The organism is Roseomonas sp. E05 (genome assembly GCF_030063475.1).
GTDB lineage: Bacteria > Pseudomonadota > Alphaproteobacteria > Acetobacterales > Acetobacteraceae > Pseudoroseomonas.
In genome coordinates, this window is the sequence record NZ_JASIRT010000106.1 from 1 (window position 1) to 559 (window position 559).

The 559-nt window shown below is 68.9% G+C and carries 1 protein-coding gene; it reads left to right on the forward strand.

Translation table 11 applies throughout. From position 1 onward, the window contains the following. Positions 1-35: 35 nt before the first annotated feature. Positions 36-559: transposase (locus QMO56_RS26885; RefSeq protein ID WP_283530709.1), on the forward strand; the 524-nt coding region annotated here is incomplete at its 3' end.

Here is a 559-nt window from a genome sequence, read left to right on the forward strand (position 1 = left end):
GGGGCGGGGCATAGTAGGGACGAAGGAGACCCCCTATGGCCCGACGGAAAGAGCCGCGGATCCCGGACGCGGTCCTGGACCAGTTGCTGGCGGGCGCCGGTGCCCGGTCGGCCTTCGAGCAGGGCGGCCTGCTGGACGAGCTGAAGAAGGCGCTCGCCGAGCGGGCGCTGAACGCCGAGATGGACCACCACCTGGCCGGAGACGGTGGCGAGGGCAACAGCCGCAACGGCTATGGCCGGAAGTCGGTGGTGACCGACAGCGGCAAGCTGGCCCTGGAGATCCCACGGGACCGACAGGCGAGCTTTGAGCCGCAACTGATTGCCAAGTACCAGCGGCGCTTCCCCGGCTTCGATGACAAGGTGATCTCGATGTACGCCCGCGGCATGAGCGCGCGGGAGACCGTCGGCCATCTGCGTGAGCTCTACGGCATCGAGGTCTCGCCGGACCTGGTCAGCGCCGTCACCGATGCCGTGCTGGACGAGATCGCCGCCTGGCAGAGCCGGCCGCTGGAGCCGGTCTGCTCGGTGGTGTTCTTCGATGCGCTGCGGGTGAAGATCCG